The organism is Nostoc sp. UIC 10607 (assembly GCF_047228265.1).
Classification (GTDB): domain Bacteria; phylum Cyanobacteriota; class Cyanobacteriia; order Cyanobacteriales; family Nostocaceae; genus Nostoc; species Nostoc foliaceum_A.
This window is the reverse complement of record NZ_JBIQNW010000006.1, coordinates 128551-153710: the sequence shown is the minus strand read 5'-3', so window position 1 is coordinate 153710 and position 25160 is coordinate 128551. Positions and strand designations below refer to the sequence as shown.

Sequence of the window (25160 nt, the reverse complement as noted above, 5' to 3'; positions counted from 1 at the left end):
GAAGCAATATTTTGTCTCTACTACTCAAAACTCAGCACTCAGCACCCTCAATGGCAACCGTTTTAGCAATAGAAACCAGTTGTGATGAAACTGCCGTCGCAATTGTTAACAATCGTAAAGTTTGCAGCAGTATTGTAGCTTCGCAAATTCCAGTCCATCAGCAGTATGGCGGGGTAGTACCAGAAGTAGCGTCTCGCCAGCACTTGGAAACAATCAATGAAGCGATCGCTCAAGCCCTAGAGCAAGCTCAACTAGACTGGGAGAATATTGACGCGATTGCCGCCACTTGTGCCCCTGGACTCGTAGGAGCGCTGTTGGTGGGGTTGACTGCTGCCAAAACCCTGGCGATGGTACATAACAAACCATTTTTGGGAGTTCATCACCTTGAAGGTCACATTTACGCAACTTATTTGAGCGAACCAAGTTTAAATCCCCCTTTCTTGAGTTTATTAGTTTCTGGCGGACATACAAGCTTGATTTATGCCAAGGGTTGTGGTATGTACGAAACTCTGGGGCAAACTCGTGATGATGCTGCGGGTGAAGCCTTTGATAAAGTGGCGCGATTGTTAAAGTTGGGTTATCCGGGTGGCCCAGTGATTGACAAGTTGGCACAAGAAGGTAATGCCCAAGCCTTTGCCCTACCAGAAGGAAAAGTTTCTCTACCTAGTGGGGGGTTCCATCGTTATGATACGAGCTTTAGTGGGTTAAAAACGGCTGTATTACGTTTAGTGCAGCAGTTAGAGAAAGATGGTGGACAAGCGCCAGTGGCAGATTTAGCAGCTAGCTTTCAGGAAACCGTAGCGCGATCGCTAACTAAAAGAGCGATCGCCTGTGCCCTAGACTATGGTCTAGACACAATTGCTGTTGGTGGCGGTGTAGCAGCTAATAGCGGCTTGAGAAAAAACCTCCAAGCCGCCGCCGTTGAACATAACCTACGCGTCCTATTCCCACCTCTAAAATTCTGTACCGATAACGCCGCCATGATCGGCTGTGCCGCCGCTGACCATCTATCCTGTGGTCATACATCCCCTCTCACACTGGGCGTTGAGTCTAGGTTAGCTCTTACCCAGGTGATGAAGTTGTATCAGCCTGAGCCGTAAGGGGCAAAGAGAGAAGACCAATGACCAATGACCAATGATTAATGACTAATGACTATCGACCGGATGTGATTAGCCACTGCATCCGGCTGTTCCAACATAGCTAGGTGTCCACAGTCAGGAATTTCCAAAACATTGTCACCACAATATTGGAACAGTCTGTGAAAGCTAGCTAAATGGCGCACATACTTGGGTTCCATAACCTTATCTTCGGCACCAGCCAAAAAATAAACAGGCTGCTTCAGTTGGGATACTAGCTCAGGTAAACGATTGATTTCTTCCTCAGTAGTGGAGTCTAAAAGACTTCCCAGAGCAGCTTCTGGGTCAGCTACAACGAAATCAATCAATCGCTGACGTGCCCAATAGCGGTCTAAAGGACGTGCCACACTGGCTCTGGTAAACAGCAAATCAATCAAAGGCACTTGGGACAGCCAACGTGGGCGGACTTGCAAAAATTTTTGACCTGCCGAGCGAAACTGCTCAAAAGCTTCTTTGAGGTAAATACCACCGCCAGCGTTGATACAGATAACTCCTTTAACACACTCAGGCATTTGATCTGCTCCCCAAAGAGCGATCGTGCCTCCCAAAGAGTGACCAATTAGCCAAGCACTAGTAATATTCAGCTGTTTCAAGAGAATTGCTAAATCCTGAGCATAGGCAACAGGAGTATAAAGAGAATCGATGGGTGAGCCAAGCGCACTACTGGAGATGGGCGTAAGACTCAGAGACGTTTGTGCTCGACTAAAATCGGTTTTTACCTGGGATTGGGATTCACCAAAACCCCGCAAATCATAGGACAGGCACTGAAAATCATCTGATAGGCGGGAAATCACAGGTTGCCAATATCCACGGCTATTGAGCCAACCGTGGATAAATACTAAAGCATGGGGGCAGGAGGTGGGAGCCGTTAGCTCGTATGCGTGTGGAACGCCCAAGATTTCGATAGTTGCCATACTTATATCGTACCCCTAAGGGTGGGTGCGACTAAATACGGAGTGCGAAGAGTTAGAAGTTATGAGTAAGGAGTTATTAATTTTTAATTACGAATTACGTTAGCGACGCAGGAGCGTCATTACGAATTATTTAACTCATCACTCCTCACTTTTATCATTTACCCAGCAACCTCTGTCGCACCCCTTCGGCAATTTTGTGACCCAGATATTCAGGAATGAGACTTTCATTTGGCCCCAACAAGTAGAGAATTAGCCGTGTACGTCCACGCCAAACCAGTAAATTGGCATTGACTACCAGAAGGTCTTCTTGCCAGATGGCGTACATCACTTTGTAGAATAATCCTGGTTGATTATCGGCTTCAATTACTAGGGCAGGGAGATGAAAGACCGGATCAACATAGAACTCAGTTTGTACCTGCTCTAAGCCAGTGTCAAGATTGAACTCTACTGCCAGCATCTCTTCTACCTCAAACCGACCTCCTAAAGCCTCACGAATGGCGCGACAGACATTTTCTGCGGTTTTCTCGGTTAAGGCTTTACTACCACGAGACACCAACAGTTTGATAAAAACTAACATCGGCGGACGGATCTGACCGTATAGACTCAGACCGTGAATAGTCAACCCATAAGCTGCTAGTACACCAAAAATATCGCTGAGGAGAAAAGACTGGTTACGGTAAGCAAAATGCAGGGCACTTTTGCTACCTTCCGGTTTCAGTTCAATAACAGCACGTCTAGTTTTATAAAGACGGTAGGCTAGCCGCAAATTTTGCAGTTGAATTTCACTGCTGACGAATTGCTCATAAAACTGGGGAAACGCTCGGTTAAAGCGCTTTAGGAGTTCCAGTGTCGAAGATTTTAAACCAGAAGCCATTGTTAAGGGTAAGACTCGCTTGCTTTCGTCACCTGCGGACTGGGTGTTGGGGGCTGGGTGTCGGGGATTGGGAACTAGGGAAGAATTTTCCCAAATAATCCCTTGTATACAATTCACTCCTAAGTTAACGTGCATTTAAGCTCTATACGAGCAATTGCCACGATTAGGTTTTTCCATTTTGAATTTTGAATGCGTGAATTTTGAATTGTTTATATTCTTCCCTTTTGGTGAATTTCTCCTAGCCTTTACAACAAAATGCTAAAGTTGAAAATGATTGGTGTGAAACACGCTCTAATTGGCTGTTACCATTGCAAATCCCAAAAACAACCGAAAAACTTTGAGTGTAAGGGGTAGTAAATGGGGGTAGCTATGTTAAACGTGAATCAACACTCCTGAGAGTGGAAACCAATTCAGTTATACTACCCGAACCACGTCGGCATGGGTTTTTGGAAAACTTGGTTTAGCACTCCTGAATCTGTAGGGACAACTAGGACAAACTCCTTTGAAGAGCATACAGCGGAAACTGCGGGCAACTCCAGCCTCGGTAGCATTGGCGAAGCTTCTCCAAAAGAAGCTCGCATCGTCTTCAGTACGGAGCGAGACATTGACCTGTATGAGCTAGAAGAACTCTGTGATGCAGTTGGTTGGTCGCGTCGTCCTCTAAGAAAAGTGAAAAAAGCTATTGAGCATAGTTTTCTTGTCGCCTCAATGTGGCAGGTGAGAGGAAACCAAAAGCGGCTCATTGGTTTTGCCCGCGCTACCTCAGATCACGCGTTTAATGCCACTATTTGGGATGTGGTGGTTCACCCAGACTTTCAAAGTCAAGGACTGGGCAAGGCACTGATGAAATACGTTCTCAAAAAACTTAGGAGTGAAGAAATTAGTAATGTCACTCTCTTCGCCGACCCCCATGTTGTAGATTTCTACCGAACTATGGGGTTTATGGCTGATCCAGAAGGCATTAAAGGCATGTTCTGGTATCCTCACTAGCGATCAATCAAAAGAAAACCCGATTTACACCATAAAATCAGGTAATATAGTCAAAATCTATTATTTTGATGTGGTTTTGCTTTTTTTCTGCCGACGAAAGCGCAAGTCAAGTAATATATCTTGTAAAACTAAGTCGGCAAAAAACCTTTATCGTAACAATGTAATCTATACCTGTCTTTGGCAAAGGATAAAATAAATTAGGCATTAGCCGTCTGATGTGATATAGTTAACTTAATACTTTTTGTAAAGCACGATCGCTTTGATGGTAAATTAAAACCAAACTACAAAAAGTAGATAAGTCTAAACGGGATGTAGCGCAGCTTGGTAGCGCGCCTGCTTTGGGAGCAGGATGCCGCAGGTTCAAATCCTGTCATCCCGATTTAAGTAATATAGTTAACAGCTAAGGCAGATTGACTAAGTTTCTTAAGATATGCAATTAAATTGCACATTCTTACCGATAAGAACAAATTGTCTGTTACACTATTTGATTTGCTGTTGAAGTTTAACAGGCAAATTTCGCCTTTAAGCAGTAAGTTATTCCTGAAACGGAGCTTTGTATAGATTTGAGAAGATATTAAAGCAAGCGCAGATGGAACGATTGATTAAGTAATAGCGTCACCCGATATTAGAGAAAGCGGATAAAATGGTGTTTATCATCTCCAAGGTTGAGAGACATAGAGAGTTTTCACTGTTTGAGAAGACATATAATAGGCATCTACAGCATTTTGTGGTGAATAGCGCAGCGAAATCGATAAAAACACAACTTTAGCACAGTCGATTTGTCAAAACTATAACTATAGCAACCCTAAATAGTTGCGGAATATTGAATTTTGACCGTTGACAGTTAACATTCAACCTCAACGCGCACAATGAATTTTTCCCAACTGAAATAGATTGCTATATAACTAAAGCTAGTTGGTGCTGTGCAAATCCAACCATTTGTTTAATTTAATTGGACTATTGATGCGAGGAGCAGTCATGAAATCATTTATTCGCTTGGGCGCAACATTGGGTATAGCTGGCAGTGTATTTTTAACGGGGCTTTCAGGAATAGGAAATCTACCAGGAATAGGCAATCTAGAAGCGATCGCGTTGCCACAAGATCAGGTAGTGAAAAAGCTCCAAGAAGTACCTGTATTCACGCTCACCAATCCCAAAGGCGAATTTGTAGTTCTTTCGAGGAACAACGAATCTAAGCCAATCTCTCAAGTGGGATTTTTTATTAGCAAGCAAGATGCTCAAAAATTCCTTGACAATCGGCTCAAGAAAGAAAACCCCCAGTTGGCAAGCACTCTACAGGTGAGACCTTTGTCCTTGGCAGACTACTATAAAATAGTCCAAGAAAGCAAAAAGAAATCAGACTCTGTAATTTATACTTTAGTACCAACCCAACAGCAGGTAGCTTCGGCAACAAGTATGCTGAATGAAAATGGTAAAAAAGGGCAGCAATTTAATGGTATTCCCTTATTTGTACCCAAATTTAAGAAAGATAATAGCTATCTGACTATTCCCGTTGCCAAAGGCAACGAGCGGTACATCCCTTTCTTTTTTGAGAAAGAGCAAGCAGTGGCTCTGTTAGACGAATTCAAAAAAGCCGTGCCAAAGGAAGCAGCCAACACTGAAATTCAGGTGGTGGATTTGTACGGTGTTATGGAGGCTCTCAATAGCAGTAGCGATCCTAGTATAAATAAAATTGTTCTGTATCCATCACGGGAGTCCATCAATTTTATTCGCTCGCTTGCACCGAATCAATCTCCAGCTGCCAAGCCTGCTGCACCCGCTGCTCCGAAAAAATAACGGATATACAATCCAAGGTTAAGGCATGGGGGAGAAACATCTGATAGTTTCTGGTTTACAACTATGGCAGTGGCGCAATGCAGCTCACCAAGCAGCGATCGCCACTGATGTCCCACCTGCCGAGGTAGATTGGCTGCTCCTAGAAGTTTCTGGGTTAGACCGCTTGGCACTGCGTTTGGAGTCTTTCAAAAACTGGCCTCAAATTCAGCTGCAATTGCCGCTAGAAGAGTTAGACAAGCTCTGGCAAAGACGATTAAATGACCGCTTCCCAGTGCAGTATATTGCGGGAGTTACACCTTGGCGCAACTTTCAAATCGCGGTGTCAAGTGCGGTTTTGATTCCCAGACCAGAGACAGAAAGCTTAATTGATTTAGCTTTAGCATCTGCTAGTAATGCTTCAGGACACTGGGCTGATTTAGGCACTGGGAGTGGAGCGATCGCTTTGGGACTAGCAGATGTTTTGCCAAAAGCAACAATTCATGCAGTTGATTACAGTTTAGAAGCTCTGGCGATCGCACGAACCAACGCCCATAATTTGGGTTTTGCTGACCGGATTAAATTTTATCAAGGTTCCTGGTGGGAGCCACTAACATTCTTAAAAGGTCAGTTCAGTGGTATGGTGTCAAACCCCCCTTACATACCCACCAGTACCTTACCTACCCTGCAACCAGAAGTAGTTAACCATGAACCACATCTAGCTTTGGATGGTGGCACTGATGGCTTAGATTGCATTCGCCATTTGATAGAAATTTCTCCCAGCTATTTGCAACCTGGTGGCGTGTGGTTAGTTGAGATGATGGCAGGACAGGCGGATGCAGTGCAAGAACTTTTGCAAAATCAAGGTAGCTATTGTAAAATTCAAATTCACGCTGATTTAGCTGGAATTGAACGCTTTGCCCTTGCTTATAAAAGTTAGGAATTATGAGTTATGAGTTATTAGAAAGAAGATACAAAAAATTACTTACTCTTCACTCCTAACTCTTAACTCTATAAAAATGACACAAGTTTCTTTAACAAATCTAATAGCTGGCGCACGCACTGGTGTTTTGGTCAGCTTTCCCACGGATACTGTTCCGGCACTTGCAGCTATACCAGAAAAAGCAGCATTAATTTTTGCGGCGAAGCAACGCAGTCAAGACAAACCCTTGATTTTGATGGCTGCTAGTGCTGAAGATTTGTGGCTGTATGTTAAAGGTAGTGAGAACGAGTATAAAGTTTGGCAAGAACTAGCAGATAAATATTGGCCAGGAGGGCTGACATTAGTTTTACCAGCTTCAGATCGTGTGCCAAAATTTATGAACCCCATCGACCCGACAACAATTGGCATTCGAGTACCAAACAGTGCGATCGCCCAAACTATTTTGGCGCAAACAGGCCCTCTTGCTACTACTAGCGCCAATTTTTCTGGTCAACCGCCTTTGCAAACGATGGCAGAAATTGAGGTTCAGTTTCCCAAGGTTCTAACTCTAGCAACGACAGAATACCAGGGTAAAATGTCGGGAATGGGTGTACCTTCCACTGTTGCTAAATGGACAGAAACAAATTGGCAGATTTTGCGGCAAGGTGGGATAAAGTTAGATATTTCGAGTGATAACCAAATATAGGTAGTTATAATGTTGTTTTCCTGATTTTAACAACAGAGAAATCTGGAATTTTAGTTTGCGCTGTTGTGGTCAATTAACAAGTTAATAATTGCCAGATTATGAATTGGAGCAACTGGATATATCTAGGAGCAGGAATAGCACTAGGTATGGTTTTCCGTCAGTTATTTGCGCGATGGCTACGCCCGCCGCAGGCATCGTCAAATGTTTCATCTAGCTCATCTCCAGTAGCGCCATTAGATCAAGAAGATATGCCACCAATATCGCAACAGCTACAGCAAACGCAGCTGGCATACCAAATGGCAAGGGAAATGAGCCAGTTTAAAGCTGGTTTTTTGGCGCGGACTACTCATGAATTGCGATCGCCCCTCAATGGTTTGATTGGCTTACATCAGTTAATTTTGTCGGATCTATGTGAAGATCCAGCTGAAGAACGAGAATTTATTGCCCAAGCTCATGAGCGAACACTGAAACTGCTCAAGCTGATGGATGAACTTCTTACCGTTGCTAGAACGGAACATGGTACCAATAAATTAGATATTCAGCCCAGACCGTTAGCCCAAGTTTTAGAAGAGGTTCATAATTTAACTTATATGCTGGCGGCAAATCGCAATTTTCCCTTGCAATTGTTACCCGCCGATCCAGAAATTTATGTTTTGGCAGATTACCTCTGGCTCCGCCAAATATTGATAAGTTTAATAGACACTGCCATTACTCAAATGGAGGAAGGCAGTATCTGTATTTCCAGCAGCATCCAACCTACAAATAATTTTGTCAATATTTGGTTGGATGTACCAACCCATGCCATACCCTGGAGCGAGCCGATTAATTTGATGAAATCTGAAGATCAGCCGACCCAGGTTGATCAAGGAAACGCTGCTCTTTCCCCAGGAATGAGGTTATTGATCAATCAGACTTTAGTGGAAGTTATGGGAGGAAAGTTAGAAATTATGCCCTCGACCATTACGAAGGAAACGCCTCAGCAGGTTACCAGACTACAAATCTCTATCCCCCTAGTGATTCCTGAAGCTGAACTTCTGTAGCAGAAACGAAAGCAGGGTTAACTAGGTTGTGTAGCACCATCGTAGTGTTGGTGTTGGGTTGAAAACCAATCTTTTCGTAGAAACCCTGCTGGTGAGTAGTCATCAGGTAAACGCGCTCAACCCACCGCATGCGGGGATGACTCAAAACGGTTTCTACTAACTTGCTTCCCAACCCACTACTTTGATATTCTGGATGAATCACAACATCCCAAATTGTGGCGCGATATATGCCATCAGATGTTGCTCTAGCAAAGCCAATGAGTCGATCGTGATCGTAGACGGAAATCACTGGTTCACTGTTGGCAATGGCTATACCTAAATCCTCAATACTGCGTCCCTTTGCCCAGAAAGCTGAAACGTTTAACAGCTCTTGGAGTTTGTAAAGGTCAATTTCAGACTTGCGTTCGCCTTTGGCGCAACGGATATGTTCGCTAAATTGAATCTGAGATTCGTTCATGTATGGCATCCACTTTTGGCAATATCTTTGTATCGTTAAGTCATATTTTGCTAGAAATTGCTGTACGTGTACATATATATACAACGAGAAAGAAAGTTTAATGGCAAACCCACTTCCATAGAGGATGAGTTGGCCCTTGCTGACGTATCCGATAAACTTGTTTTTCTAAACGTTGTTTTTCCTGTTGTGGTAGTCCGAGTATAATATTCCGACTTTGCCAAACTAAAACAGCAGCAGTCATCCCAATACAAAATGCTAAACCAAAGGTAGACAGTGGATTATAGAAGAGTCCATATCGCACTGCTACCCAGGTAAAATATTGTTGCCACAGAGAAATTTCAGCACGTAAACCCCACAAGCTAACAGGTGCAATGGTAAGCCATAAACAGCCCACAAAAAGCCATCTGCCATATATTGTCAGCTTGTGTAATCTTTGTACTTGTTGAGCAAAGGATGGGTCAGTTATTGACGAGTGTTCGGATTGATCCATAGGCTATGGGAAGGTAGGGGATGAGGAAGATGTAGCTTTAGCTTCCCGCAGGGTGGGGAATGAGGGGACAAGGAGAATAACCTATGCCCAATACCCAATACCCAATGACCAATGACTAATTACCAGCAGATGTATCAATCGATTCACCACTGATTACCACGCTTGTTTGACCATTACGCTCTCGCCACAAAGTTAGAAGAGTACTGGCGATGAAAATACTTGAATAAGCCCCCGCTGTAAAGCCAATAATTAGAGCTAAAGCAAAGTTTTTCAGAGTTTCGCCGCCAAACAGAAAGATAGCAAACAATGACAGCATCGTAGTAAAGGTCGTGTTGATTGACCGTCCTAAAGTTTGGTTAACTGCATCATCCACAATGTCAGCGATCGCTTGGTTGGGATTTGTCTTGAGGGTTTCCCGAATGCGATCGTAAATTACTACTGTATCGTTGACTGAGAAACCTGTAATTGTCAGTAGAGCAACGATGAACAGGCTATCTACTTCAGTACCCAGTACTAAACCCAAAATCGAAAAAATCCCTGCCGTGATCAAGACATCATGTAATAGCGCAACGATCGCAAACACTGCATAATCTAACTGGAACCTGAAGGTCAAGTAGATTATGATGCCTGCAAAGGAAACTATTAGAGCTATTACCCCAGACCTAAACAGCTCTGCCCCCAGAGTTGGGCCAACGGTGTCAAATTGATTTTTTTGCTCGTCAAAAGTACCGACTTTTTCACTTAAGGCATTTTGCAAATTGGTACGCTGTTCACGATCCAAGTTTTTTGTGCGAATTAGTATACCATTTTCTGCACCAGTGCCTCTGTCAGCGACAATTTGGATACTGCTATCACCCAACCCCTGAGCTTTAGCCACTTCCCGGACGACATTGATATCAATTGGCTGGTCGCAGTTACCTGGTTTGGTACAATCGCGTTCAAACTGCAATCGTGTACCACCGACAAAATCTAAACTGGGACGTAGAGGTGCTTTGATGTTCGGGTTTTGCCAAGAAATCACCATTGAGATGATACCAGCCAGAATGACGGCACTAGAAATAGCCCACCAAAGCGATCGCGATTTGTTAATACTTAGTTTCATTGAGCCACCTCTGCCTTATTTGATCTTGGCAGGTTTGGACAGAAAAGTTCTGGTTTCTTGAGTGCGGGAATTGTAATTGCTAAAAACATCAAGGTGCGACTACAGGTAATTGCTGTAAACATACTCACGGCTACACCCAAAGCCAAAGTTAGGGCGAAGCCTTTCACCAAACCAGCCCCCAGCCAGAATAGTGCAGCACAAGCAATGACTGTAGTCACGTTGCCATCTAAAATACTGGAAAAGGCTCGGTAAAAACCAGATTCTACAGAACGATACAGGGATTTGCCTGCTTGCAATTCTTCCCGTGTCCGCTCAAAAATTAGTACATTTGCATCCACCGCCATCCCAATACTAAGGATAAAACCGGCAATTCCTGGCAGAGTTAGAGTGACACCCAACAAAGCAAAGGTAGCCCAGGTTAGCAAGGCGTAAATCAATAGTGCTACATCGGCAATTAGTCCTGGTAGTCTATAGTACACTACCATAAATACTAATACTAAAGTCAGACCACCGATACCAGCGTAGATACTGCTAGTAATACTGTCTTTACCCAAGGTTGCCCCAACAGTGCGAATTTCTGCAATTTCTACCGGTACGGGTAATGCGCCACCGCGTAACTGCACACCTAAGTCATTGGCTTGCTGTGCGGTAAAATTTCCTGTAATTACGGCAGCGCCACCAGTAATACCAGTAGCGGCAAATTCTATACCCACAGTAGGAGCGCTGATCAGTTCATTGTCTAGAAAAACACCAATGCTCCGTCCAGTACCAGCGAGATTTTTTGTCAAATCCGCGAACAGTTGACCACCCTGTTGGTCGAAGCGAATGGCAACATTCCAATTGTTACCTTGAGTGGGTTCACCATAGGCATCCTTGAGGTATTTGCCAATTAGCGGTGGATTGGTGCTTTCAAACAATTCAGCGATCGCTTGATTGCTATTCTGTAAATCTTCTTGATTCTTGACAATTGCTGCTTTGTCGGTACTCTTTCTTAACTCTTCTTGCTTGGCTTTCAATTCGGCTCTAGATGCTTGAAAAGCAAACAGTTGGGTTTCTGTATTCGGCTTTTGGGTGCGAAATTCTAACTGCGCCGTACCCCCTAGCACTCGTTCAGCTTGCTCTGGATTATTGACCCCTGGTAGTTGCACCAATATTTTATCTGCGCCGACTGTTTGGATGACTGGCTCAGAAACACCCAGACCATTAATCCGACCTTCGACAACTTTCTTCACACCTTCCAATTCTCGTTCGGTGATTTGGGGAACTTCCGCTGATGGTTTCACCTGAATAGTTAGCTGTGAGCCTCCGCGCAAGTCAAGCCCAAGAGGTATCGGAATTGTGGCAATCACCGTAATCGCGGCGATTATCAGGACTAAAATCAAAATTAATAGCGATCGCTGTCTTTGCATACCATAACTCGCAACTGACAAAGGCTATAATAGCGCTCTTTTATGGAGTTATGAGTTGGGAGTTAGGAGTTGTAAATTCAATATTAAATTCTTAACTCCTCACTCCTAACTTTTAAGTTTTAACTTTTAAACCCGCAAAGCTACCATTTTTTCCACAGCTTCTACTATTTGTTCTGGTTGGATGATTGTTAGTCGTTCCAGATTGCCGTTGTAAGGTGTGGGAATATCTTGCGAAGAAAGCCGCAATACTGGCGCATCTAATTCATCAAATAAGCGATCGTTTATTGAGGCGATAACTTCTGCTCCAATACCCGCAGTTCGCATAGATTCTTCCACAACAATGACTTTATGGGTTTTTCTTACTGATGCACCAATGGTATCAAAATCTAATGGTTTGAGAGATATTAAATCGATAACTTCTGGATCGTATCCTTGTTTTTCAAGAGTTTTTACAGCTTGTAGCACATGATGCCGCATTCGGGAATAAGTAATAATTGTGACATCTTTACCCTCACGCACCATTTCTGCTTTATCCAGAGGTAGTAAATATTCTTCTTCTGGTAAATCTTCTTTCAAGTTGTAAAGCAGAACGTGTTCAAAGAACAACACCGGATTATCATCGCGGATAGCGGATTTCAGTAGTCCTTTAGCGTTTCTTGGTGTGGAGCAGGCAACAATCTTCAACCCTGGCACAGCTTGGAAGTAAGTTTCTAGTCGCTGGGAATGTTCTGCACCTAGCTGCCGTCCCACACCTCCAGGGCCGCGAATTACCATCGGAATTTTAAAGTTACCGCCAGAAGTATAGCGCAGCATTCCAGCGTTGTTGGATATTTGGTTGAAGGCGAGCAGTAAAAAGCCCATATTCATGCCTTCAATGATGGGGCGTAACCCAGTCATCGCGGCTCCCACTGCCATGCCAGTAAAGCTATTTTCGGCGATTGGGGTGTCTAGAATGCGGAGTTCGCCATATTTCTGGTACAGGTCTTTGGTAACTTTATAGGAACCGCCATAGTGTCCTACGTCTTCACCCAGAACGAATACGCTGGAATCACGTGCCATTTCTTCATCAATGGCTTCCCGTAAGGCGTTGAAGAATAGTGTTTCTGCCATTTAGACCTTTTAGTACGATTATGGTTTTAGAATTTTATCGTGCTGCTGTCGCAAATACGGTGAGCGATCGCACTAGTTAGAGATTGGTTTTTTTAACGAACCGCCTCAGACACAGAGAGAAAAGGTAAAAAGGTTCTTTCTAGATTTTTTATTATTTCCCATCTCTTGTGCTGTCTGTTTAATTGCTATTTTGCCCCTAAGCAGAGAGTAATTGCCGAGATAACTATATCAAAACTGTTGTCCAAACTCGAAATTACCGTCAAAGTTAGGCAATTCATATCTCGGAAATGCATTATCAAACGGATGAGGGAAGTTGACTGATTTTCTACACATTAGGCGTGAGAAATTTAGGAAATTCAACCAGTGATAGAGGCGGAACTCTCCTCGCTGGAGTGAGCAAAATCACAAGGAAGGTGGAGCAAAATAAAACGCAAAACTTTAACTCTAACTTTAACTCTATAGGAGAGGCTGCATAAGCAACTGCTGTCATACACAGATAGATGTGCTGTTACGTTACAGTAGGTCTAACGCACAATACCTGAGAAACATTATGTTACTAACATAACCAACGCAACCTACATTAGAAGTTGCGAATAAAAAAATCTACATACCTAAGTTAGATTTTATAGGTTTTTTGAAGTCTTTACACAAAATCAAATATCTACTAATCCTTCACTGAGCAAGCTATTAACTGCATATAAGCCTGAAGGCAATCTCTGCACGGCTCAGTTCTGCATGCTCTCTCAGGGCTTGCATATCCATATTCATGCTCCCCTGGAAAATATAAAATAGTTTTATTAAATTGATTTACTAGTAGGGGTTGGTAAGATTTTTGAGAGGTTAAGTTAGTTAACGCGGCTATGAATTTGAGTTAATTTCACAAGGTCAGGATATTTTAGTGCTGCATATTTAGGATTAGTAGCACGTATTTTTGGCTCAAGTTCTTTGTATTGATTGAGGAGACTCTCAATTTCTTTTTTGAGGCTGGCGATACAATCACAGTCAAAACACAAAATCTCACGTCGAGCCACAAAAATACAACTCTGCGCCTCTGTGCCTCTGCGTGAGATTTCTAAATCCTTACTTTTCAATGGCTCACCCTACTTTAACCATCGCGCCGCATCTTTAGCATGGTAGGTCAAAATCAAGTCTGCGCCAGCCCGTTTAAATCCAGTTAAAGTTTCCAAAACCACCCGCTCCTCATCAATCCAACCATTGAGAGACGCAGCTTTCACCATCGAATACTCACCGGAAACATTGTAAGCCGCAACTGGTAAGTTACTTGCTTCCTTCACCCGCCAGATAATGTCCATGTATGCCAAAGCTGGCTTAACCATGAGCATATCAGCACCTTCAGCGATATCCAATTCAATCTCTTTAATTGCTTCGCGGGCGTTACCTGGGTCCATTTGGTAAGTCCTTCTGTCGCCAAATTGCGGTGTCGAGTCTGCTGCATCCCGAAATGGGCCATAATATCCCGAAGCATACTTAGCAGCATAAGACAAAATCGGCGTGTCTTGAAATCCTGCTTCATCCAAACCTACACGAATTGCCTGGACAAAACCATCCATCATTCCCGAAGGCGCGATGATATCGGCACCGGCTTTCGCTTGAGAAACAGCCGTTTTTTTCAACAATTCCAGAGTTGGGTCATTTAAAACTCGTCCTGTTAAATCACCAACTTGCAGATAACCACAATGACCGTGACTGGTGTACTCACACAAACAAGTATCAGCAATTACGATTAAGTCTGGCACTGCTGCTTTTACCGCAGTCGCTGCTTTTTGAACGATACCGCAATCATGCCAAGCGCCAGTGGCATCCACATCTTTATCAGCCGGAATACCAAATAGAATAATGGAAGGAATTCCTAAGTCGTAAACTTCTTTTGCCTCTTCGACAATTTTATCTACCGAAAGTTGGTAGACTCCGGGCATCGATTTCACCTCATTAGCGATTCCCTCACCTGGTACGGCAAATAGTGGGTAGATTAAATCGCTTGTTGTCAAAACAGTTTCACGAACCATCCGCCGCAGTTGAGGATGAGTACGTAGACGACGGGGGCGATGTATAGGAAACATAAAATTTTATGAAGAAAAACAACGCAAATGGACACAAAACAAAGCGTCACAAAAGCAGGCTAAAACTTTCCTGCCGTCAGACAGACTACAAACAGTGCTTAACTGTCCTTTGCCCTACTCTTAATCAAGCTGTAGGGCAATTTTGTATTTTACAGCTTGGTTGCATCTATCCGACGGACTAGAAAAAAAACAACATAGATAGCAAATTCCACCAAAGCAATTACATAAATTGGCTAATAGGGAAAAAATTTTTCTGATGTTGGTAATTCAAATTACCGAATACCATCATTTGTGCTAAAGAAATCGGAAAATGTAGGGATAACGAAAGGGTATATCAGGATTGCTGAAAACTCCGATGAGTGCCCAAATTGTTAATCCCCAGTGCAACAAATATCCGATACCTGCTAGTGGCCCCAGCACTAATAGAGGTAACACTAACCAACCTAATAGAAAAAATAGCGCTCCCAGAATTCCTCCATAAAGCCAGACATTAAAGTGGAAATTGATGGATTCTTTGGCGTTTTCTTTAACAACAGGGTCATCAGATACGAACAGTATGGCTATAGGTATACCTACAGATACCAACGTGGTGCTGAAAAAAATGGCTCCATGAGACAAGGCGGATAGAAGCTTTCGCTTGTCTGTGTCGTACATTCCTTTCTCCTAGTTTAGTTAGATTGTTGATTATATTACGACCCTATCACGAGCATCGTTGTCTTAAGATTAAAAGACTTGCCAGAATAGAAAAAAATTAAGTTAAGTTACAAACAAATACAGTTATGTCAACTGAACTTCAGTCTGAACTGCATCAAGCAGTTGAACTTCGCCGCAACTTTGCGATTATTTCTCACCCTGATGCGGGTAAAACTACACTAACAGAAAAGCTGCTCCTATACGGAGGTGCTATTCACGAAGCTGGGGCGGTTAAGGCGCGACGGGCACAGCGCAAAGCTACCTCTGACTGGATGGCGATGGAGCAACAACGGGGTATTTCTATTACCTCCACAGTGTTGCAATTTGAATACCGGAACTGTCAAATAAATTTATTAGACACTCCCGGACACCAAGATTTCAGTGAAGATACTTATCGGACTCTCGCCGCCGCCGATAATGCAGTAATGCTGATTGATGCAGCAAAAGGTTTGGAACCCCAAACTCGCAAATTGTTTGAAGTATGTAAGTTGCGCGGTATCCCGATCTTTACATTTGTCAACAAGCTCGACCGCCCAGGAAGGGAACCTCTGGAACTGTTGGATGAAATTGAGCAAGAACTGGGATTGCAAACCTATGCGGTAAACTGGCCGATTGGTATGGGCGATCGCTTTAAAGGTGTTTTTGACCGACACATGCAACAAATTCACCTGTTTGAACGCAGCGCCCACGGTAGCCGAGAAGCCCGTGATACGATAGTCGAGTTAGGTGATCCGAGAATAGAAGAACAGCTAGAAAAAGACCTCTACTACCAACTGAAAAATGATTTAGAACTGTTAGAAGGAGTTGGGCCAGAGCTAGATTTGCAGTTGGTACACGAAGGCAAAATGACGCCTGTGTTCTTTGGTAGCGCCATGACTAACTTTGGGGTAGAGTTATTCCTCAAGTACTTCCTCGACTATGCCCTTAAACCCGGTTCTCATTACAGCAGTGTTGGCGAAGTTGCTCCTACATACCCGGAATTTTCAGGGTTTGTCTTCAAACTGCAAGCGAACATGGACCCGAAACACCGCGATCGCGTCGCATTTATCCGGGTCTGCACTGGTAAGTTTGAAAAAGATATGATGGTGAATCACGCCCGCATTGGTAAACTCATCCGTCTGTCTCGCCCGCAAAAACTCTTTGCCCAAGAGCGAGAATCGATTGATGTGGCTTATCCTGGCGATGTGATCGGTTTGAATAATCCCGGTGTTTTTGCGATCGGAGATACAATTTACACGGGGCAAAAGCTCGAATACGAGGGAATTCCGTATTTCTCGCCGGAACTGTTTGCGTCTCTGAGGAATCCCAACCCCTCGAAGTCGAAACAATTCCAAAAAGGCATTGCGGAATTGCGAGAAGAAGGTGCTGTGCAAATTATGTATTCAACTGATGAAGCCAAGCGCGATCCAATTTTGGCTGCGGTGGGTCAGTTGCAATTCGAGGTAGTGCAATTTCGCTTACAAAACGAGTATGGTGTAGAAACCATATTAGAGTTATTGCCCTACAGTGTCGCCCGTTGGGTTGAGGGTGGTTGGGAAGCATTAGAAAAGGTGGGACGGATATTCAATACCACTACAGTTAAAGACAGTATGGAACGACCAGTGTTGCTATTCCGCAATGAATGGAATTGTCAACAGTTACTGGGCGACCATCCAGAGTTAAAATTAAGCGCGATCGCTCCAGTATTTTCTAGTCAAAAACCAGTGGAGGAATAATTCACTTGACAAGCAAAACTTGGGCGCGGTTGATTTCCACGGCATCCGAGGTTCGCGCTTTTGCACAAACGTGGATCACCTAGAAGAGATTGGAGTGCCAGAATTTGTATGCCTTCACATGCCAAACCGTCTTTGGAGGCTGGTTTAGTTGCCCTCAAGCAGGGAAATTACCAAACAGCGATCGCTCAACTAGAACCTATTGCTAGCAGCCAAAGTAATGCTACTGCTAGCTTACAAGCCCAGGTTGGTTTAGTAATGGCTTATGCACGTATTGGCGAAGCCTCCAAAGCGATCGCTATTTCCCAGAATCTCATTGAGAGTAACAATCCGCAAGTTCAAGAGTGGGCAAAACGCGCTCTCGAACACCTGACAAAACGTAAAAAACGCGATCAAGAATCAAAAAATGTAGAAACTGGATTTGTTGCCTTTGATAATTCAACCCCAGCTTCTCCCCCAGTTACTCCCCCGGTAACTTCTACATTAGAGGAACAGACAAAAGATCAAGTCATAGAGACCAAGAGCGACGACACCCCGCCGATGGTACCACTAGGTAGACTCAAAGCTACAGTAGCGACACCACCGCCACCACTAGCATCTGCATCTGTGCCCTTAAGCGGTTTCATGGGTTCTGTGACCCGCACCCAAGCTAAATTATTCGGTGTTATTTATTGGCGACAAGCACAACGCGCCAAAGCATGGCAACCCCTACGTAAACCGAAATTAATCCCTTTGCGGTTGCTGACAGCAGGGACATTCATCGCCCTGTTTTGGGTGATGCGGGAAATGCTTAAGCTAGCATTTGGATTCATCAACCAGACTTTAGTCAAACTACCTTATCTGGAGCCATTACAGATCTTATACCGCGACCCTACTAAATTGTTGCTAATAGTATTGGTGATTCTGATCGGAGTATCACCTTGGTTGCTGGATCTGCTATTGGCGAACTTGTATGGTCAGCGAGAATTTGCCAAAGATGTATTGAATGCCCATAGCCGCGAAGCTGTTCGGGTGTTACAACGTTGTTGCCAGCAGCGGCACTGGCCATTACCCAAACTGCGGATTTTACCAATGGCTGCACCAATTATCCTGACCTATGGTAGTTTACCACGTAATGCCAGGATTGTTGTGAGTCAAGGTCTATTAGAGCAACTAGCAGATGATGAAATCGCCACTATTTACGCCACGCAGTTAGGGCATATTGCTCACTGGGATTTTGCTGTGATGTCTTTGTTGCTGCTGGTAACACTACCAATTCATCAGCTATATCAGCAAGTATCAGAGTGGGGAGACAAAATATCAGGGAAAATTTGGCGCTGGCCGGTGACAATTCTGGCGAGTCTGATTTATGGAATTTGGTGTTTGCTGACTGGAACTGCATTGTGGTTGTCGCGGTTGCGGCTTTATTATAGCGATCGCGTCGCATCTGAAATTACTGGTAATCCCAATGCCCTGATTCGCGCTTTACTCAAAATCGCCATTGGCATTGCAGCTGATATCCAAAAACAGGAACAGACTAGTTGGCAACTAGAAAGCTTAAATCTCCTAACACCAGTCAGCCACCAACAGAGCCTATCTTTGGGCACTATTGCCAGCAATCTATCTTTTGAATCATTTTTGAAGTGGGATACTGCCAATCCCTATCGCCGATGGTTTACGATTAACAATAGCCATCCTTTGATGGGCGATCGCATCGAACGCCTCTGTCAAATAGCCCGTCACTGGCATCTAGACACCGAACTACATTTTGCAAGCGTTCCATCAAAGGTTAAGCGTCAGTCTTTCTTGTTGCAAATCGCTCCCTGGTTGGGAATTCCTCTGGGGGTTCTGTTTGCATCGTTCGTCTGGCTAACCTGGCAACTAGCATTCACACTCAAGTTTTTAAATCTAAAGTGGATATATGAAGATTGGTCTTTTATTACAGGCTGCCTTCTGATTGGCTTTAGCATCGGTACTGTGATGCGGATTAATTCTTTCTTCCCCGATATTAAACCTACCACCGTACAAACTGACGACTACCTACCCAACCTGTTATCTGATCCTTCTACCTTACCCATTGATAGCGTCAGTGTGCGTCTTGTAGGCAAATTGTTAGGTCGTCAAGGCACTAGCAACTCCCTAGCGCAAGATTTAATTCTCCAGTCCAGTGCAGGTTTAGTGAAATTACACCATGTTTCTTGGCTAGGACAGTCAGTCAATCACCAGGATCTAATTGGTAGGCAAATTATCGTTACAGGTTGGTTCCGGCGAGGAGCAACACCTTGGATCGATATCCAAACTCTGGAAACTCAAAGTGGTAAGACGATTCATAGCCCGCATCCAATTTGGTCTACTTTTTTGGCAGTTGCAGCACAGGCTTGGGGCGCATATGTTTTTCTCACTGGTTAGTCATTAGTCAGGAGACAATAAACGATTGACAAAGGAAAAATCGTAATGTAAACAAAAGTTGCAGGTTTTCTTTCAAAGTGTTACATTTATTTACACAAACAATAGCAGCCAATATAACTCAGCACTACAGCTTAGTTATAAATCTGGATGCTTTTCCCCCGCTCCATACCTTTTTATCCTCCCAACACAGCAGGAAAATAACCAGCCACTGGCTGGTTTTTGTTTCAAAATATGCTCCCTTGAATAAAAAAATGTGTTTTATGTTACGATGCAATAATACTAATGTCGGAAATGTATGCGCTAAACTAGCTACGTAGAAAATACCGTGGTAATGTAAGGAATGGTATTTGATTCTGCGAAAAAGGGCATGGAAAAAAGCGTGTACTTTAGCAGGCAATAGGCTATTAAATTTACAATTCTTAGAATTAAGGTGTTATTAGCTCACCATAGAGTGGGCCTTTGGATTAAACAAGCTTGATCCCGACGAAAAACTGTATTGTTGTATAGGTTAACAGTTTCGAGCAAAAAAATTGGTTGATGGCAGTCTTGGTCAATAGCATCTATTTAATTAAAAGCCAAAGCCAAGTGATTGTTTTCTTGCCTTGCCATGTTCATTTAACTCTGGAGGTATAGTTCATGTCCATTCGCCTATATATAGGTAATTTGCCTAAAGAAGAAATAGATCGTCAGGATCTGCAAGCAGTTTTTGCAGCAGAAGGTGATGCTGTAACTACTAAATTAATTAAAGACCGTAAAACTGGCAAATGCCGTGGTTTTGGTTTTCTGACAGTCAACAACGACGAACAAGCTGACGAAATCATTGAAAAATACAATGGTCAGATGTTCAAAGACACTCCGATTAAGCTAGAGAAAGCATTACCTCGGACAAAGGGTGAAGAAGGCGACGAGCAAGCACCTAAACCGGTTACTCTTGCTAGTAGTACTCCCACTCCTACCCCTAATAGAGAAGGTAGCCGTCGCGAGAAAAGCTCTAAGAAGCCTCGTCGTGGCGGTGGTGGAGGTGGAGGTTCTCGTGAAAACAGCACCACAACTACCGATTCAGACGCTATTCGTCCAGATCCTCGTTGGGCTTCGGAATTAGAAAAGCTGAAGCAGATGCTAGCTGCACAAACTACGAATTAGTCCCTAAGGGAAAGAGATTAAAAATTAAAAATCAGAATTTTTTTTTGATTTTTAATTTTTAATTATTGTTGATTATCACCTAGCTGCTAGATTAAAAACAACTTGCAGCTAATTTTGTAATTGCGTAGCCGCAGCCCAACCTAGGCATCGCATAGTAAAATCAAACGACACATAAATTTCACGCATTCCCGATACTTACGCAATAGCAATAAGTATATACTGATACACTAGTAACTGATATAGAGTTGCTATCAAAGCTTACTTATAAAAAAATTAAGTTTTGTGATTAGGCGCATTGAAAAACCTAAGCAAATATCAATGCGATCGCAGGAATTATCTGGATTTGATAAATTATATTCAGTAATGGCAAGCTTCATACTGCCAAGAGAACTAGAGGCGCGTAGGCGCAGCCCGCCGTAGGCATCGCTCCAAAGATAATCTACACTCAAGGAGATACCGATCGTTTGCAGCTTCTGTTATGTCTTCAACTCTAGATTCTTTGCCACCTGCGCTCGCTAAAATTGTCCAGCGCTTTCAACGCGCTTCCGAACCGAAGCGACGCTACGAACAGCTAATCTGGTATGCTCAGAAGCTCAATGAGTTCCCAGAAGCTGATAAATTACCTGAAAATAAAGTTCCTGGTTGCGTATCTCAAGTTTATATCACCGCAGCTTTGGATGACGGTAAGGTTGTATTTCAGGGCGATTCCGATTCCCAGTTAACTAAAGGATTAGTAGGGCTTCTGGTTGAAGGATTGCATGGACTAACGCCAACTGAGATTGTGCAACTTACCCCAGATTTTATTCAACAAACAGGTTTAAACGTTAGTCTGACACCTTCCCGTGCTAATGGGTTTTACAACATTTTTAAAACCATGCAAAAAAAAGCATTGGAATGTAAGTTAGATTTGCCTAACTAAACTTGGTTATTGGTCATTTGTCATTAGTCATTAGTCATTGGTCATTTGCAAAGGACAAAGGACAACTGACAAATGACAAAAAACGTACAACTACCAAAATTTAGTCTTATGTCAACCAATCTATTATCTACCTCTGGTGCTGTTGCTTTTGGTGGAGTAGTTCAAGAATATCTCTGGAATTTTGAAAATCAGCAATTGCGCGTTGTTTATGAAACCCTCGGTAAAGGTTCACCGCTATTGCTACTACCAGCTTTCAGCAGTGTTTCGACTCGCTTGGAAATGGGCGAACTTGCTAAGTTACTAGCTCCCAATTTTCAAGTTGTAGCCGTAGACTGGCCAGGTTTTGGTGAATCTTCTCGCCCTAGTTTGAATTATCGACCGGAAATTTATCAGCAATTTCTGGAAGATTTTGTCAAAGCTGTTTTTAATACTCCCATTACTGTGGTGGCGGCTGGTCATGCTGCTAGTTACGTTTTACAATTAGCTGTCAAACAACCTGCTGCTTTCTCAAAGATTGTGTTGTTAGCTCCTACTTGGCGTGGGCCTTTGCCGACAATGGGCGCAAGTCAGCAAATAGCTGGCATGGTGAGAGAATTGGTGCGATCGCCTATACTTGGTCAAGCTCTCTACAAACTCAACACTACCCAATCTTTCTTAAGTTTTATGTATCGCCGTCATGTCTTTACTGACGCGGCTAAAATTACACCCAGTTTCATTGAGAAGAAGTGGCACACGACTCAACAACCAGGAGCGCGATTTGCATCTGCTGCCTTTGTAACTGGTAATCTCGATGCTGTACACGAACAATCTGATTTTCTGGAACTTGTAAAGTCTCTAACCGTACCGCTCATGGTAGTAATTGGAGAATCCAGCCCCCCCAAATCACGAGAAGAAATGAACGCTTTGGTAGCCTTACCAGGAGTCAGAAGCGTTGTCATTCCTGGTTCTCTGGGACTGCATGAAGAATACCCAGCAGTTGTTTTAGAAGCAGTTCAAGATTTTTTGTTTTCCCCAGAAAATTAAATCCTCGCACCAAGATGCAAAGATCATTTTGCGCCTTGGTGCGAAATTTAAGATTAGTTCAAGCTACTGCGAGTAAGTTTTTGCAAGCGAGAAAGAGAAAGCGCTAGTAGACCGACTATACCAAGACCAAGAACAGTTGATGACTCAGGGACTGCCTTGACTTCAAAATCAAAATTGAAAGTGCCAGACTCTTTAAAGGGAATGGGGTTATTGCCATTGCCTAAATCCACTAATTTGAATGATGCAGAATAAGTTCCCAGTGGTGCAGCAGCATCAGTCCAAAAAGTAGGGGTGAACGAAAAATTATCACCACTGCCGATTGTGTAGATATCGCCGACTGACTTGACAATATCAACGCCTGCTGAATCGCCAATATTCAATCCACTGCTAATTGACGCTAATTGTAAACCAATATTTGCACCCTCAAGAGACGACTGCCAACGACCATTAGAGCTATTGAACAAATACTGGTTGTCTAATTCTTTTGAAGTTTTTAGAGACGCTATAGGTTCTATTGTCAGATTGCTATATTCCTTATCTGTTGGAGTACTAATCAAGCGACCAGTATAAAACCCTGTGCCAGGTAACAATGTTAGCGGCGGTTGTTCTGAGTAAGACTCAGGAATTCGGTTATTTGTATTGGTTGGGTTAATAGTTGGGTTATCTAAAGAACCAGAGTAGCTATAAGTACCAATGCCGTGGAAATGGCTAGATTCCGGCGTTTCTTCATTCCTGTGTGCAAACAGAAGGGTCAAACGATTGTAGTTGGGGTTTTCCAATCCTGCGTATGTCCCTGTAGAGATAGCCTCCAAACCATCTAACCCAACGTAAAAGCTGGTTTCATCCGAATGATTATGAGTATCATCTGCTTGTGCTGGGGCTAAAGCGGTAGATAAAACCAGTGGTGCAACAACTAAAAAGCTGATTGCAATAGACGCAGATGCTTGCCCTGTTTGAGTTACTTGCTTTTTCGAGCAGGCAGTGTTTCTTGAAACCACCACACTTCTCCATCAAACTATAATTTCCCTATGCGATAATGATTATCATAATTTTCTTGGTACTGTCAATGTACTAACCTGCAACTTCCTGGAGGGTTAGTTGGGATATTCCTACCAGCTACGCCAACTTGCGGATATTTATTACTTATTACAGATGCATAAAAGAAAATATTTGGTGAGAAAATTATGTGATTATTTTGCTGAAACTCAAAATAACAGCAAGTTCGCACAAAAATATAAAAAGATTTATCATAGGCGATAATGATTATCCATAAGGTGAGACAAGAGGAATTTAGAGTATGGTGGCTGACGTAATCAATAATTCAGTTCCCGTTACTGTTCTGACTGGCTATTTGGGAGCAGGTAAAACGACTCTACTCAATCACATCCTCACCTACGAACACGGCAAAAAAGTTGCTGTGATTGTCAATGAATTTGGGGAAGTGGGTATTGATAATCAATTGATTATCGATGCAGATGAAGAAATATTTGAAATGAACAATGGCTGTATCTGTTGTACAGTACGCGGCGATTTAATTCGCATCATTGGCAACTTGATGAAGCGGCGCGATAAATTTGACCATTTAGTAATTGAAACGACTGGATTAGCCGATCCTGCACCAGTGATTCAGACATTTTTTGTTGATGAAGACTTGCAAAGCCAATTGTCTTTAGATGCGGTGGTGACAGTCGTAGATGCCAAGCATATTTGGCAGCACTGGGATGCCGACGAAGCACAAGAACAGATTGCTTTTGCCGATGTAATTTTACTTAATAAAACAGATTTGGTAGCGCCAGAAGAGTTAGATGAATTAGAAAAACGGATTCGGGCGATGAATGCGATCGCAAAAATCCACCGTACCCGCAATTCTGAACTAGGAATGGATGCTTTATTAGGTGTAAAAGCCTTTGATTTAGACCGCGCATTAGAAATTGATCCAGATTTCTTAGGCGAAGATGCCCACGTACACGATGAAAGCGTCTTTTCTGTGGCTTTAGTAGAAGCGGGTGCTGTCGATGGAGAAAAATTAAACACTTGGCTTTCAGAATTACTGCGTACCCAAGGCCCAGATATCTTTCGGATGAAAGGCATTTTAAATATTGCTGGAGAAGATAATCGATTTGTATTCCAGGGAGTACACATGATATTCGATGGCAAACCCGATCGCCCCTGGAAACCAAGTGAAACCCCCAAAAACGAACTAGTATTCATCGGCCGTAACCTTGATGCAGCCCAACTCAAGCAAGATTTTCTTGCTTGTCTAGCTTAAAAAGCGAGT

The 25160-nt window shown here is 43.2% G+C and carries 23 protein-coding genes and 1 tRNA gene; 13 read left to right on the top strand and 11 right to left on the bottom strand.

What is annotated here, in order from left to right; genetic code table 11:
- The first annotated feature begins 50 nt into the window (after nucleotides 1–50).
- A complete protein-coding gene (tsaD, locus tag ACEYW6_RS08085) occupies nucleotides 51–1100 on the top strand; it encodes a tRNA (adenosine(37)-N6)-threonylcarbamoyltransferase complex transferase subunit TsaD (RefSeq protein ID WP_412979304.1) in 1050 nt (349 codons plus the stop codon).
- 38 nt (nucleotides 1101–1138) lie between these two features.
- On the opposite strand, the gene ACEYW6_RS08080 is transcribed toward tsaD, so the two are convergent.
- Both ACEYW6_RS08080 and ACEYW6_RS08075 read right to left on the bottom strand, forming a co-directional pair.
- Entirely contained in the window at nucleotides 1139–2050 is a 912-nt protein-coding gene (locus ACEYW6_RS08080; protein ID WP_412979303.1) for an alpha/beta fold hydrolase, read from the bottom strand.
- A 154-nt stretch (nucleotides 2051–2204) separates the two neighbouring features.
- The gene (locus tag ACEYW6_RS08075) at nucleotides 2205–2924 is read right to left on the bottom strand and encodes a hypothetical protein (protein ID WP_012410214.1); all 720 of its coding nucleotides are present in this window, start codon (nucleotides 2922–2924) and stop codon (nucleotides 2205–2207) included.
- Between the two features lie 438 nt (nucleotides 2925–3362).
- Between ACEYW6_RS08075 and ACEYW6_RS08070 the strand changes: the two genes are divergently transcribed.
- The 6 genes from ACEYW6_RS08070 (at nucleotide 3363) to ACEYW6_RS08045 (ending at nucleotide 8355) form a co-directional block, all read left to right on the top strand.
- On the top strand, nucleotides 3363–3914 hold the full coding sequence (locus tag ACEYW6_RS08070) for a GNAT family N-acetyltransferase (protein ID WP_190892834.1): 552 nt from the start codon (nucleotides 3363–3365) through the stop codon (nucleotides 3912–3914).
- 305 nt (nucleotides 3915–4219) lie between these two features.
- Nucleotides 4220–4293 (top strand) — tRNA-Pro (locus tag ACEYW6_RS08065).
- A gap of 599 nt (nucleotides 4294–4892) precedes the next feature.
- Nucleotides 4893–5711, top strand: a complete 819-nt coding sequence (locus ACEYW6_RS08060) for a Tic22 family protein (protein WP_412979302.1) — start codon at nucleotides 4893–4895, stop codon at nucleotides 5709–5711.
- Between the two features lie 25 nt (nucleotides 5712–5736).
- Nucleotides 5737–6627, top strand: coding sequence for a peptide chain release factor N(5)-glutamine methyltransferase (gene prmC / locus ACEYW6_RS08055; protein WP_412979301.1), 891 nt, complete (start codon nucleotides 5737–5739; stop codon nucleotides 6625–6627).
- A 79-nt stretch (nucleotides 6628–6706) separates the two neighbouring features.
- Nucleotides 6707–7315, top strand: a complete 609-nt coding sequence (locus ACEYW6_RS08050; protein ID WP_412979300.1) for an L-threonylcarbamoyladenylate synthase — start codon at nucleotides 6707–6709, stop codon at nucleotides 7313–7315.
- Between the two features lie 98 nt (nucleotides 7316–7413).
- Nucleotides 7414–8355, top strand: coding sequence for a sensor histidine kinase (locus ACEYW6_RS08045; RefSeq protein WP_190892823.1), 942 nt, complete (start codon nucleotides 7414–7416; stop codon nucleotides 8353–8355).
- Here ACEYW6_RS08045 and ACEYW6_RS08040 read toward each other — a convergent pair.
- From ACEYW6_RS08040 to ACEYW6_RS08005, 8 genes are all read right to left on the bottom strand, one after another.
- The gene (locus ACEYW6_RS08040; protein ID WP_412979299.1) at nucleotides 8318–8812 is read right to left on the bottom strand and encodes a GNAT family N-acetyltransferase; all 495 of its coding nucleotides are present in this window, start codon (nucleotides 8810–8812) and stop codon (nucleotides 8318–8320) included. The two genes, ACEYW6_RS08045 and ACEYW6_RS08040, sit on opposite strands and share 38 nt — an antisense overlap.
- Nucleotides 8813–8909: 97 nt before the next feature.
- Nucleotides 8910–9302 carry a hypothetical protein gene (locus ACEYW6_RS08035; protein WP_412979298.1) on the bottom strand — a complete coding sequence of 131 codons (393 nt, stop codon included), beginning with the start codon at nucleotides 9300–9302 and terminating at the stop codon, nucleotides 8910–8912.
- A gap of 115 nt (nucleotides 9303–9417) precedes the next feature.
- The gene (secF, locus tag ACEYW6_RS08030) at nucleotides 9418–10404 is read right to left on the bottom strand and encodes a protein translocase subunit SecF (RefSeq protein ID WP_412979297.1); all 987 of its coding nucleotides are present in this window, start codon (nucleotides 10402–10404) and stop codon (nucleotides 9418–9420) included.
- Nucleotides 10401–11813: a protein translocase subunit SecD gene (secD, locus tag ACEYW6_RS08025; RefSeq protein ID WP_196510880.1), complete on the bottom strand. Its 1413-nt coding sequence runs from the start codon at nucleotides 11811–11813 to the stop codon at nucleotides 10401–10403. Before secD ends, secF begins: the two co-directional genes overlap by 4 nt.
- A 126-nt stretch (nucleotides 11814–11939) precedes the next feature.
- A complete protein-coding gene (locus ACEYW6_RS08020; RefSeq protein ID WP_190892814.1) occupies nucleotides 11940–12923 on the bottom strand; it encodes an alpha-ketoacid dehydrogenase subunit beta in 984 nt (327 codons plus the stop codon).
- A gap of 845 nt (nucleotides 12924–13768) precedes the next feature.
- Nucleotides 13769–14014, bottom strand: coding sequence for a hypothetical protein (locus ACEYW6_RS08015; protein ID WP_412979296.1), 246 nt, complete (start codon nucleotides 14012–14014; stop codon nucleotides 13769–13771).
- Between the two features lie 9 nt (nucleotides 14015–14023).
- Nucleotides 14024–15004: a porphobilinogen synthase gene (gene hemB / locus ACEYW6_RS08010; RefSeq protein ID WP_412979295.1), complete on the bottom strand. Its 981-nt coding sequence runs from the start codon at nucleotides 15002–15004 to the stop codon at nucleotides 14024–14026.
- Between the two features lie 294 nt (nucleotides 15005–15298).
- Complete coding sequence (locus ACEYW6_RS08005) at nucleotides 15299–15658, bottom strand: DUF4870 domain-containing protein (RefSeq protein ID WP_190892807.1); 360 nt, start codon at nucleotides 15656–15658, stop codon at nucleotides 15299–15301.
- A gap of 125 nt (nucleotides 15659–15783) precedes the next feature.
- Here ACEYW6_RS08005 and prfC point away from each other — a divergent pair, with 125 nt between their 5' ends.
- From prfC to ACEYW6_RS07980, 5 genes are all read left to right on the top strand, one after another.
- Nucleotides 15784–17412 carry a peptide chain release factor 3 gene (gene prfC, locus ACEYW6_RS08000; protein WP_190892805.1) on the top strand — a complete coding sequence of 543 codons (1629 nt, stop codon included), beginning with the start codon at nucleotides 15784–15786 and terminating at the stop codon, nucleotides 17410–17412.
- A 108-nt stretch (nucleotides 17413–17520) separates the two neighbouring features.
- Nucleotides 17521–19797 (top strand): M48 family metalloprotease, encoded by a 2277-nt coding sequence (locus tag ACEYW6_RS07995; RefSeq protein ID WP_412979294.1) that lies wholly within the window; start codon nucleotides 17521–17523, stop codon nucleotides 19795–19797.
- Between the two features lie 636 nt (nucleotides 19798–20433).
- Nucleotides 20434–20940, top strand: coding sequence for an RNA recognition motif domain-containing protein (locus tag ACEYW6_RS07990; RefSeq protein WP_190892801.1), 507 nt, complete (start codon nucleotides 20434–20436; stop codon nucleotides 20938–20940).
- Nucleotides 20941–21418: 478 nt separating this feature from the next.
- The gene (locus tag ACEYW6_RS07985) at nucleotides 21419–21859 is read left to right on the top strand and encodes a SufE family protein (RefSeq protein ID WP_196510832.1); all 441 of its coding nucleotides are present in this window, start codon (nucleotides 21419–21421) and stop codon (nucleotides 21857–21859) included.
- Nucleotides 21860–21967: 108 nt separating this feature from the next.
- Nucleotides 21968–22882: an alpha/beta fold hydrolase gene (locus ACEYW6_RS07980; protein WP_412979293.1), complete on the top strand. Its 915-nt coding sequence runs from the start codon at nucleotides 21968–21970 to the stop codon at nucleotides 22880–22882.
- 53 nt (nucleotides 22883–22935) lie between these two features.
- On the opposite strand, the gene ACEYW6_RS07975 is transcribed toward ACEYW6_RS07980, so the two are convergent.
- A complete protein-coding gene (locus ACEYW6_RS07975) occupies nucleotides 22936–23880 on the bottom strand; it encodes an all3515 family Zur-repressed PEP-CTERM protein (RefSeq protein WP_412979292.1) in 945 nt (314 codons plus the stop codon).
- Nucleotides 23881–24179: 299 nt separating this feature from the next.
- Here ACEYW6_RS07975 and ACEYW6_RS07970 point away from each other — a divergent pair, with 299 nt between their 5' ends.
- Nucleotides 24180–25151: a CobW family GTP-binding protein gene (locus tag ACEYW6_RS07970; protein WP_412979291.1), complete on the top strand. Its 972-nt coding sequence runs from the start codon at nucleotides 24180–24182 to the stop codon at nucleotides 25149–25151.
- Nucleotides 25152–25160 lie beyond the last annotated feature (9 nt).

Bases quoted from the DNA above. Each gene is read 5' to 3' on its own strand.
- tsaD (WP_412979304.1), top strand. From the start codon at position 51: ATGGCAACCGTTTTAGCAATAGAAACCAGTTGTGATGAAACTGCCGTC.
- ACEYW6_RS08080 (WP_412979303.1), bottom strand. From the start codon at position 2,050: ATGGCAACTATCGAAATCTTGGGCGTTCCACACGCATACGAGCTAACG.
- ACEYW6_RS08075 (WP_012410214.1), bottom strand. From the start codon at position 2,924: ATGGCTTCTGGTTTAAAATCTTCGACACTGGAACTCCTAAAGCGCTTT.
- ACEYW6_RS08070 (WP_190892834.1), top strand. From the start codon at position 3,363: ATGGGTTTTTGGAAAACTTGGTTTAGCACTCCTGAATCTGTAGGGACA.
- ACEYW6_RS08060 (WP_412979302.1), top strand. From the start codon at position 4,893: ATGAAATCATTTATTCGCTTGGGCGCAACATTGGGTATAGCTGGCAGT.
- prmC (WP_412979301.1), top strand. From the start codon at position 5,737: ATGGGGGAGAAACATCTGATAGTTTCTGGTTTACAACTATGGCAGTGG.
- ACEYW6_RS08050 (WP_412979300.1), top strand. From the start codon at position 6,707: ATGACACAAGTTTCTTTAACAAATCTAATAGCTGGCGCACGCACTGGT.
- ACEYW6_RS08045 (WP_190892823.1), top strand. From the start codon at position 7,414: ATGAATTGGAGCAACTGGATATATCTAGGAGCAGGAATAGCACTAGGT.
- ACEYW6_RS08040 (WP_412979299.1), bottom strand. From the start codon at position 8,812: ATGAACGAATCTCAGATTCAATTTAGCGAACATATCCGTTGCGCCAAA.
- ACEYW6_RS08035 (WP_412979298.1), bottom strand. From the start codon at position 9,302: ATGGATCAATCCGAACACTCGTCAATAACTGACCCATCCTTTGCTCAA.
- secF (WP_412979297.1), bottom strand. From the start codon at position 10,404: ATGAAACTAAGTATTAACAAATCGCGATCGCTTTGGTGGGCTATTTCT.
- secD (WP_196510880.1), bottom strand. From the start codon at position 11,813: ATGCAAAGACAGCGATCGCTATTAATTTTGATTTTAGTCCTGATAATC.
- ACEYW6_RS08020 (WP_190892814.1), bottom strand. From the start codon at position 12,923: ATGGCAGAAACACTATTCTTCAACGCCTTACGGGAAGCCATTGATGAA.
- hemB (WP_412979295.1), bottom strand. From the start codon at position 15,004: ATGTTTCCTATACATCGCCCCCGTCGTCTACGTACTCATCCTCAACTG.
- ACEYW6_RS08005 (WP_190892807.1), bottom strand. From the start codon at position 15,658: ATGTACGACACAGACAAGCGAAAGCTTCTATCCGCCTTGTCTCATGGA.
- prfC (WP_190892805.1), top strand. From the start codon at position 15,784: ATGTCAACTGAACTTCAGTCTGAACTGCATCAAGCAGTTGAACTTCGC.
- ACEYW6_RS07995 (WP_412979294.1), top strand. From the start codon at position 17,521: ATGCCTTCACATGCCAAACCGTCTTTGGAGGCTGGTTTAGTTGCCCTC.
- ACEYW6_RS07990 (WP_190892801.1), top strand. From the start codon at position 20,434: ATGTCCATTCGCCTATATATAGGTAATTTGCCTAAAGAAGAAATAGAT.
- ACEYW6_RS07985 (WP_196510832.1), top strand. From the start codon at position 21,419: ATGTCTTCAACTCTAGATTCTTTGCCACCTGCGCTCGCTAAAATTGTC.
- ACEYW6_RS07980 (WP_412979293.1), top strand. From the start codon at position 21,968: ATGTCAACCAATCTATTATCTACCTCTGGTGCTGTTGCTTTTGGTGGA.
- ACEYW6_RS07970 (WP_412979291.1), top strand. From the start codon at position 24,180: ATGGTGGCTGACGTAATCAATAATTCAGTTCCCGTTACTGTTCTGACT.